The 9,491-nt window shown below is 69.5% G+C and carries 8 protein-coding genes; all 8 read right to left on the reverse strand.

Annotation, left to right across the window (positions count from 1 at the left end; genetic code table 11):
* Nucleotides 1–94: 94 nt before the first annotated feature.
* Complete coding sequence (gene uvrB / locus ABD747_RS16485; protein WP_344806488.1) at nucleotides 95–2,191, reverse strand: excinuclease ABC subunit UvrB; 2,097 nt, start codon at nucleotides 2,189–2,191, stop codon at nucleotides 95–97.
* Between the two features lie 158 nt (nucleotides 2,192–2,349).
* On the reverse strand, nucleotides 2,350–3,468 hold the full coding sequence (locus ABD747_RS16490; protein WP_344806489.1) for a hypothetical protein: 1,119 nt from the start codon (nucleotides 3,466–3,468) through the stop codon (nucleotides 2,350–2,352).
* The gene (locus ABD747_RS16495) at nucleotides 3,465–4,922 is read right to left on the reverse strand and encodes a PrsW family glutamic-type intramembrane protease (protein WP_344806492.1); all 1,458 of its coding nucleotides are present in this window, start codon (nucleotides 4,920–4,922) and stop codon (nucleotides 3,465–3,467) included. Before ABD747_RS16495 ends, ABD747_RS16490 begins: the two co-directional genes overlap by 4 nt.
* Before the next feature lie 130 nt (nucleotides 4,923–5,052).
* A complete protein-coding gene (locus ABD747_RS16500; RefSeq protein WP_344806494.1) occupies nucleotides 5,053–5,727 on the reverse strand; it encodes a response regulator transcription factor in 675 nt (224 codons plus the stop codon).
* Nucleotides 5,728–5,805: 78 nt separating this feature from the next.
* A complete protein-coding gene (gene coaE / locus ABD747_RS16505; protein WP_344806496.1) occupies nucleotides 5,806–6,402 on the reverse strand; it encodes a dephospho-CoA kinase in 597 nt (198 codons plus the stop codon).
* Between the two features lie 228 nt (nucleotides 6,403–6,630).
* Complete coding sequence (rpsA, locus tag ABD747_RS16510) at nucleotides 6,631–8,100, reverse strand: 30S ribosomal protein S1 (RefSeq protein ID WP_344806498.1); 1,470 nt, start codon at nucleotides 8,098–8,100, stop codon at nucleotides 6,631–6,633.
* Nucleotides 8,101–8,332: 232 nt separating this feature from the next.
* The gene (locus ABD747_RS16515; protein WP_344806500.1) at nucleotides 8,333–8,998 is read right to left on the reverse strand and encodes a response regulator transcription factor; all 666 of its coding nucleotides are present in this window, start codon (nucleotides 8,996–8,998) and stop codon (nucleotides 8,333–8,335) included.
* Nucleotides 8,995–9,491, reverse strand: a 497-nt coding sequence (locus ABD747_RS16520; RefSeq protein ID WP_459077225.1) for an ATP-binding protein, incomplete at its 5' end; no start/stop codon positions are given. The genes ABD747_RS16515 and ABD747_RS16520, both read right to left, overlap by 4 nt.

Here is a 9,491-nt window from a genome sequence, read left to right on the forward strand (position 1 = left end):
CCGTACGCGGTGCGGAGTGCCCAGTCGGGTCAAGCGATCGCCGTCAGCTGTCGCCCGGTCAGCTATCGCGCGGTCAGCTGTCGACGGGGCGGGCTCAGCGGTTGGCCTCCAGCATCTGGCGGAGCTCCTTCTTCAGCTCAGAGATCTCGTCCCGCAGCCGCGCGGCCACCTCGAACTGGAGGTCGGCGGCGGCCGCGTGCATCTGGTCGGTGAGCTGCTGGACCAGGTCGGCCAGGTCTCCGGCCGGCATCCCGGCCAGCTCTCGGGCGTGCGCACCGATGTCCTTGGTGCTCAGGCTCGGCACCGGCGAGCGCCCCTTGCGCTGTCGGGTGCTGAGCAGGTCATCGGTGTCGGCGTCCTCGCGGGCGAGCAGGTCGGTGATGTCGGCGATCTTCTTCCGCAGCGGCTGGGGGTCGATCCCGTTCGCGGTGTTGTAGGCCACCTGCTTCTCGCGGCGCCGGTTGGTCTCGTCGATCGCCGAGGCCATCGAGTCGGTGATCGAGTCGGCATACATATGGACCTGACCGGACACGTTGCGGGCGGCCCGGCCGATGGTCTGGATCAGGCTCTTCTCGCTGCGCAGGAACCCCTCCTTGTCGGCGTCCAGGATCGCGACCAGCGACACCTCCGGAAGATCGAGACCCTCGCGCAGCAGGTTGATGCCGACCAACACGTCGAACTCGCCCATCCGCAAGCCCCGGAGCAGGGCGATCCGCTGCAAGGTGTCGACCTCGGAGTGCAGATAGCGGGTCTTGATGCCGTTCTCCAGCAGATAGTCGGTCAGGTCCTCGGCCATCTTCTTGGTCAACGTGGTCACCAGCACCCGTTCGTCGGCCGCCGCCCGCTGCTTGATCTCACTCATCAGGTCGTCGATCTGTCCCTGGGTGGGCTTGACGATCACCTCGGGGTCGACCAGCCCGGTGGGCCGGATCAGCTGCTCCACATAGCCGTCGGCCTTGGCCAGCTCGTAGTTGCCCGGCGTTGCGGACAGATAGACCGTCTGCCCGATCCGCTCGGCGAACTCCTCGAACCGAAGCGGCCGGTTGTCCATCGCACTCGGCAGCCGGAAGCCGTGCTCGACCAGGGTGCGTTTGCGCGACATGTCGCCCTCGTACATCCCACCGATCTGCGGCACGGTCACGTGCGACTCGTCCACGACCAGCAAGAAGTCCTCGGGGAAGTAGTCCAGCAGGCAGTTGGGCGGCGTTCCGGGACCCCGGCCGTCGATATGGCGGGAGTAGTTCTCGATCCCGGAGCAGGTGCCGATCTGGCGCATCATCTCGATGTCGTACGACGTCCGCATCCGCAGCCGCTGCGCCTCCAGCAGCCGGTGCTCGGCCTCGAGCTCGCCCAGCCGCTCCCCCAGCTCGACCTCGATCCCGTTGATGGCCCGCTCCATCCGCTCCGGACCGGCGACGTAGTGGCTCGCCGGGAACAGATAGACCTCCTGGTCGTTGTCGGTCACGACTTCACCGGTCAGCGGGTGCAGGGTCGAGAGGTGCTCGATCTCGTCGCCGAAGAACTCGATCCGGACGGCGAGCTCCTCATACATCGGGAAGACCTCGAGCGTGTCGCCCCGGACCCGGAACGTGCCGCGGGTGCCGGCCAGGTCGTTGCGCGCGTACTGGATGCCGACCAGCTTGCGCAGCAAAACGTCGCGGTCGATCTCCTGGCCGACCTTGAGCCGGACCATCCGGTCCAGGTATTCCTGCGGGGTGCCGAGCCCGTAGATCGCCGACACCGTCGCGACGACGATGACATCGCGCCTGGTCAGCAACGAGTTGGTGGCCGAGTGGCGGAGCCGTTCGACCTCCTCGTTGAGCGAGGAGTCCTTCTCGATGTAGGTGTCGGTCTGCGGAACGTACGCCTCGGGTTGGTAGTAGTCGTAATACGAGACGAAATACTCCACCGCGTTGTCGGGGAAGAACTGGCGCAGCTCGTTGGCGAACTGTGCCGCCAGGGTCTTGTTGGGCTGCATGACCAGCGTCGGCCGTTGCAGCCGCTCGACCAGCCAGGCGACGGTCGCGGTCTTGCCGGTGCCGGTCGCGCCCAGCAGCACCACGTCTTGCTCGCCGCCCTGCACCCGCCGCTCGAGATCGTTGATGGCCGCGGGCTGGTCACCGGACGGAGCGAAGTCCGCCACCACCTGGAACGGGGCGACGGTGCGCTGGAGGTCTTCGATCGGACGCATGCCGGCGAGCCTACGTCCCGCCACTGACAGTGGTGCCTGCTCGCGCCCGGCCAACCCCGGCGCGGAACCGCGCATATCCCGCACGACCTTGCATGGCCTACAGCCCATGCGGAGTGCGACAGGCTATGCGAGCCTGCCCGGGGTGCCGGTTGGAGCGGTCAGGAGGCCTGGCTGGTGAGCATGCTGGACATCATCTCGCCGGCATCCGATCGGGTCTGCGCGTCGGTGCCCTTCACCGACAGCAGGGTGCCGACCACGGTCAACCCGTCGCTCTTGCGGACCGAGACGAGGCTGGACACCAGCACCTGGACGGACTGGTCACCGCTCGTGGCGGTGTAGGTCGCCCCGCAGGTGGCCGCAGTCAGCTTGTTCGATCCGACGTCTTGTGCTTGGGCCTGACCGAACTTGGCGTTGCCGGCGCTCTTCAGCGCCGCTCGGTTGAAGGCATCACAGAACTGTTCGGCATTGGTCGTCTTCTGCTGCTGCAGCTGGCGGCCGTAGAACACGGCCTGGCTGTTGGTCAGCGACACGACGGTCGCCGCCTGGTCCTGGATCTGCCAGCCGGCCGCGGGCGTGAGCGTGATGCCGTTGCCGAGGTCGATGGTGGAGCCGCTCGGCTGACCCGGATTCTGGCTCGGCTTCGCCGGTTCGCTCGACGCGCCCGGCTTGCTCGGCTCGGTCGTCGGCTGCGTCGGCTCGCCCGGTGGTGCCGGGGTGATCGTGGAGACGGGCTGATCGTCGGAACCACCGCTCAGGGCGATGAAGATGCCGCCGAGCGCTACCAGGAAGACCACCGCAGCGGCCACGATCCCGATGATCAGGGCCGGACTCTTCTTGGTCGGCCGACCACCGGGCGCGCCGCCGGGTGGTTGCTGCCCCCAACCGGCGCCCTGCTGCCCGTACCCAGGCGGTTGCCCGTACCCGGGCTGCTGCCCGTACGTCCCCTGCCCGTACGCGGGTTGTTGCCCGTACGCCGGCGGCTGCTGCTGCGGGTAGCTCGGTTGCTGGCCGTACTGGCCCGGCTGGGGCTGCTGGCCGTATTGGCTCGGCTGCGGCTGCTGGCCGTACTGGCCCGGCTGCGGCTGCTGGCCGTACTGGCCCGGCTGCGGCTGCTGCCCGTACTGGCCCGGCTGCGGCTGCTGCCCGTACTGGCCCGGCTGCGGCCGCTGCCCGTACCGGCCCGGCTGCGGCTGCTGGCCGGGCGGCGGCTGCTGGCCGCCCTGGGGCGGATAGCCCTGACCACCCGCGGGGTTCCACTGGCCTGGGTTCTGGCTCACGAGCGGCCCCCCTCGTCGGTTCCGGGAGCTCGGCGCTGGTCCGGATCGGCGCGATCGTCGGCGAGCTGGTCGTACACGTCGTCGGCCGAGGACGGCGAGACCGCCGGTTGCTCGCCGCCCGGTCGCTGGACCGGGCCCGGATCAGGCTGCCGCCCGCGCGCGGACGGGGTCTCCAGCTCGATCGGACCGGTCTGCTCCGACGGCGCTGCCGGCGAGCCCCCAGGGGCCATGGCGGACGCGGTGCCCGGCCCGGCCGGTGCCATCGCCTGGCCGGGAGCACCTGCGGGCGCACCGACCGGCGCCGGGTCCGGCCGAGGCGGTCTGCGCTGGATCCGGATCGCCGTGCCGCAGGCGTTGCAGAACGACGCGTTGTCGATCAAGGGCATCTCGCAGTGGGTGCAGAACTGCAGCTCCCCGGTCGCGCCCGCCGAGCCCTGCCGGGCCGACTGCTCCAGCGCTGCCTCCATCAACCCGGCGTGCAGCACGACCCGCAACCGCAGCAGCAGCGTGCCCAGGATGATCAAGGACCAGAGGATCTGCAGGGTCGAGCCGAGGGTCGGCGACCCGACGAACGCGAACAGGTACCCACCTGCCTGGTAGGCGATGTTGGCCACCACCGCCGCCGCCAGGCCGCCGAAGTAGCGCGGCGTGAACCCGTCATAGCCCTTGCCGAGGCCGGAGAACTCCGCGCAGGCGATACCCGTCGCGGTGCCCATGATCAACGGCTTGATGAAGCCCTCGAGGAAGATCAACGCCACCCAGCGGCCGGGATCGATCTCGGCGATCCCACCGGTCAGCAGCGCCCAATGCCGAACCAGCGTGTCGAAGCAGGCGTACGCGACGCCGCTGACCACGCCGAAGGTCAGGCCGTCCATCAGGTCGTCGAACTGCGGCCGGCTGGCCAGCACCAGCGGGCCGATCTGACGGATCGCCTCACCGACGATCGGCACCAGCAACGCGATGATCAAGAACGTGCCGACCGTCGGCGAGCCGATCACGAAGCCGGCGATGTCGGTGAACGAGATCGTGAGCGGGACGAGCCTGGTCCACAGCAGCGTGAACAGCGCGGCCAGCATGCCGGTGAGGCCGAACGCCAGCGCGGTCACCGGCAGCGGCTCGTCCTCCCACAGATTCACGTCGTACAGATAGACGATGTAGACGATCGGGATGGCGAAGGCCGCCACCAAGACGGCGATCGGCAGGGCGCCGAAGATCGCCGCCACCAGCGCGACGACCAGGGCGATCCCGAACGCGATCCGGTACGTCTGGGGCTGCTGACCCGCCGTGCCGCGCGGCATGATCGAGGAGATCAGCGCGAACGAGGCGACCGGCTCGTCCGGCTTGGCGGCGAAGGAGTGACGCCGGGTCTGATCGTTGGACCGCAGATCCTGCCCGCACACCTGGCAGTAGTGGGCAACCTCGGGGACGGCGGATCGACAGCGTGGACAGCTCACGGCTTTCCCTTCTTCCGGTGCGGGTCGACGGCCGGCGGGTGATGTCGCTGGTGCGGATGGTCCGGCTGCGAGTATGTCAGCCCCCGGTGCCGGCTCGGGTCGGTCGGGTGATGTCGATCAGGCGTCCGTGTCACGGGCCGCCCTTCCAGTGCTCGATCCGGTGGTGATCGGGGAGGAATCCTCGGCGGACTCCCCACACGACCGCCTGCGTCCGGCTGTCCACGCCGATCTTGCGGTAGACGGTGCGGATGTAGGACTTGATCGTGTTCGGACTGAGATAGGTCAGCCGGGCGATCTCGGCGTTGCTCTTGCCCTGGGTGATCAGCGCGAGGATCTCCGACTCGCGATCGGTCAGACCCTCCGAGCGGCCGGGCCAGTTCAGGCCGCTGGCCGGCCGGGCGCGGCCGGGCGGCTCACTGAACACCCGCTCGCCGGCGTGGACGGCCTCCAGCGCGTCGACGAGCTGGGCAGCGCTCAGCGCCTTGGATAGATACCCGTGCGCCCCCTTCTGCTGGGCGTGGCGGATCAGGTCCGGGTGAAAATTCCAGGTGTAGACCACCACCCGGCGGGCCCGCGGATTGCCCACCAGGGCCGCGATCTCGTCGTGGTCGGACTCCGGCTGGGCGAAGGAGTCGTAGAGCACGACGTCGACCGGATCCTCGAGCGGCTCGTTCGTGTCGAGCTCGGCGATCACCACCCGATCCCGATAGTGATCGAGGATGTTGGCGACCCCCATCACGACCACGTCGTAGTCGTCCACCAGGGCGACCGTGATCGGTCTCGTGCCGGCGGAGACGGGATCCATCGCTCGACACTAACCGTCCCCAGGGGTGCAGTACACCCCTCCTAGGGGTGAGATCGCCGGGTCTACCGATTGTCGGGATCAGCCAGGACGACGTTCCTGCAGCATCGACCAGAGCCGGTCGAGCTGCGGCCCCAGCTCGGCCGGCGACCCGGAGTTGTCGATCACGACGTCGGCCGCGGCCAGCCGGTCGGCTCGGCTCGCCTGGGCAGCGATCCTCGCCAGCGCCTCGTCGGCGCTGAAGCCGTTGCGCTGCTGCAGGCGCTCGCGCTGGCTGTCGGGGTCGACGTCCACCACGACGACGAGGTCGAAGGCGTCCTGCTGGCCGGTCTCCACCAGCAGCGGGATGACCTGGACGACGACGGCGTCGCTGCCGGCCTCCGCGGTGAGCTCGGCCGCGCGCCGACGTACAGCTGGATGGATGATCGCCTCGAGATCGCGACGAGCCTGCGGGTCTGCGAACACCACCCGCCCCAGCGCCGGCCGGTCGAGCGCGCCGTCCACGATCACCTCTGGACCGAAGCGGGCCTCGATCGCCGCCAGCCCGTCCGTGCCGGGCTCGACCACCTCCCGGGCCAGCACGTCCGCATCGATGACGACCGCCCCGCGCGCGGCCAGATCGTCGGCGACGGTGCTCTTCCCCGACGCGATCCCGCCGGTCAGGCCCACTCTGATCACCCGGCTCAGCGTAGGTCAGCTCGCCGACGTTGCCTCACACCCCTGGCTGCCGCCCCGCACCCGTGACAGGCGTGACCCGTGACAGGCGTGACCCGTGACAGGCGGTGTGAGGAAGCAGCGCGGGGTGTGAAGCGGCCGAGGAGTCCCGCCGCAGAACCCGGCGGGACGAGAACGGCCCCGCCCAGCCGAAGCTGGACGGGGCCGTTCAAGGCTGAGCGCAGGAGGCGACTACGCGCCGCCGGTGAGCTTCTCCCGCAGCGCCTGCAGGGCCTCGTCGGAGGCCAGCGAGCCGGTCGGGGTGGAAGCCGGACCGCTCGATGCCGCCGGAGCGCTGGTCGAGCTGGAGTAGTTGGCCGGAGCCGCCGCGGCACCCGCCGCCTGCTCGGCCTCCTCCACCTGCTTCTTGTGCGCCTCCCAGCGAGCGTGCGCCTCGGCGTACTGCTGCTCCCAGGCGTGCCGCTGCTCCTCGTAGCCCTCGAGCCACTCGCCCGTCTCCGAGTCGAAGCCCTCCGGGTAGAGGTAGTTGCCCTGGTCGTCGTAGGACGCGGCCATGCCGTACAGGGTCGGATCGAAGTCCTCGGCCGAGATGTCGACACCCTCGTTGGCCTGCTTCAGCGACAGCGAGATCCGCCGCCGCTCGAGGTCGATGTCGATGATCTTGACCAGGACGTCGTCGTTGACCTGGACGACCTGCTCGGGGATCTCCACGTGGCGCTCGGCCAGCTCGGAGACGTGCACCAAGCCCTCGATGCCCTCCTCGACCCTGACGAACGCGCCGAACGGCACCAGCTTGGTGACCTTGCCGGGCACGATCTGGCCGATCTGGTGGGTCCGGGCGAAGGCCTGCCACGGGTCTTCCTGGGTAGCCTTGAGCGACAGCGAGACCCGCTCGCGGTCCAGGTCGACGTCGAGCACCTCGACGGTGACCTCCTGGCCGACCTCGACCACCTCGGACGGGTGGTCGATGTGCTTCCAGGACAGCTCCGAGACGTGCACCAGACCGTCCACGCCACCCAGGTCCACGAAGGCGCCGAAGTTGACGATGGAGGACACGACGCCCTTGCGGATCTGGCCCTTCTGCAGCTGGGTGAGGAAGTTCTGCCGGACCTCGGACTGGGTCTGCTCCAGCCACGCGCGGCGGGACAACACCACGTTGTTCCGGTTCTTGTCCAGCTCGATGATCTTGGCCTCGAGCTCCTGGCCGACGTACGGCTGGAGGTCGCGGACCCGGCGCATCTCGACCAGCGACGCGGGCAGGAAGCCGCGCAGGCCGATGTCGATGATGAGGCCGCCCTTGACGACCTCGATCACCGAACCGGTGACCACGCCGTCCTCTTCCTTGATCTTCTCGATCGTGCCCCAGGCGCGCTCGTACTGAGCCCGCTTCTTGGACAGGATCAGGCGACCCTCCTTGTCCTCCTTCTGCTGGACGAGCGCCTCGATCTCGTCACCGACGCTGACCACCTCGAAGGGGTCGACGTCGTGCTTGATGGAGAGTTCCTTGGAGGGGATCACGCCTTCGGTCTTGTAACCGATGTCGAGCAGCACCTCGTCCCGGTCGATCTTCACGACCGTGCCGGTGACGATGTCGCCGTCGTTGAAGTACTTGATCGTTGCGTCGATTGCCGCCATGAAGGCTTCGGCAGAGCCGAGGTCGTCGACTGCGACCTGAGGTGGTGCCTCGAGAGATGAGGTCATGTAGTGGAGCTCCGATAGGGGTGGAGTAGTTGACGGTGTGCTGCAGCCCGATCCGTCCAGACCGAAACTGCTTCCGACAACCCGACCCGTACGAGCGTGACCCACTCCGTCCGGAGTCGCGCAGGCCACAGCGACAGTCAACCCTACCCGCGCCGCATAGAGACGGTCAATTTCGGGCTCGAACCCCCTCCACCCTCGTGGAAAGTGGGCGCCAACCGCAGGCTGAATTGCTTCATGATTGCGGTTTGTGCCCAGTTTCCGGGCGGGCGAGGTCGGCGGCGATCCGGACCGCGTGCGCCCGGTCGCGCAGACCGAGCTTGGCGAACAGGTTGTTGATGTGCGTCTTCACCGTCGAGGTGCTGACGAACAGCCGGTCGGCGATCTCGGCATTGTTCAGTCCGTCGCCGATCAGGGCCAACACCTCACGCTCCCGGGCGGTCAACTCGGCCAGCCGCGGATCGGGCACCTCCGGCTCGGTGAGCCCGGCCACCAGCCGAGCCGAGACGACCGGGTCGAACGTCGCCTGACCGCGGGCCACCGCCCGGATCGCGACCGCGATGTCCTCGCGCGAGGCGTCCTTGGTCAGATAGCCGCGCGCGCCCGCCCGGAGCGCCCGGCCGATCGAGGTGTCGTCGGCGTACGTCGTCAGCACCAGGACGGCGGTCCGGGGAAGTCGCCCGAGCAGCTGGGCCGTCGCGTCCGCCCCGTCCAGCTCGGGCATCCGGAGGTCCATCAGCACGACGTCCGGCGCGAGCTCCGTGGCCAGCGCGACCGCCTCCCGCCCGTTGCCGGCCGAACCGACGACCTCGACGTCGTCGAGCAGCGAGAGCACGGTGACCAGGCCCTCACGGACGATGGCCTGGTCGTCGGCGACGAGCACCCGGATCCGGCCGGTCATGCCCGTGTGCCCCGGCTCGTCGCAGCCGGATCGCCCGGCGCCGCCGGCCCGATCGCCGGTGCCGGACACGCGGCCGCCAGCACCCAACGCCGGCCCTCGGCGCCAGCCTCCAGCCGGCCGCCGACCGCGTGCACCCGCTCGCGCAGTCCGCGCAGCCCCGCCCCGCCGCCGGTATCGGACAGCGCACTGCCCGGCTCGGCCGCCGACCCGGACGCGGCCAGCCCGTTCACGATTTCCAGCCGGACGGTGCCCGGCTCGAAGGCGAGGGTCGCCGCGACCCGAGCGCCGGGCGCATGCTTGTTGGCGTTGGTGAGCCCTTCCCGGGCGACGGCGGCCAGGGCGGCCGCGACCTCGGCACCGACCGGACGCGCGGGGCCGAGCACGTCCAGGCTCGCACCCAGCTGCACCCCGACCGGCCCCCGCAGCACGCTCTCGACGGCGGCCACGGGGTCGGCCGGCCCGCGCTCGGGAACGGGGTCCACGCCGGATCGCA

The sequence above is a fragment of the Microlunatus ginsengisoli genome (assembly GCF_039537205.1).
In the GTDB taxonomy this organism is placed as follows: domain Bacteria; phylum Actinomycetota; class Actinomycetes; order Propionibacteriales; family Propionibacteriaceae; genus Microlunatus; species Microlunatus ginsengisoli.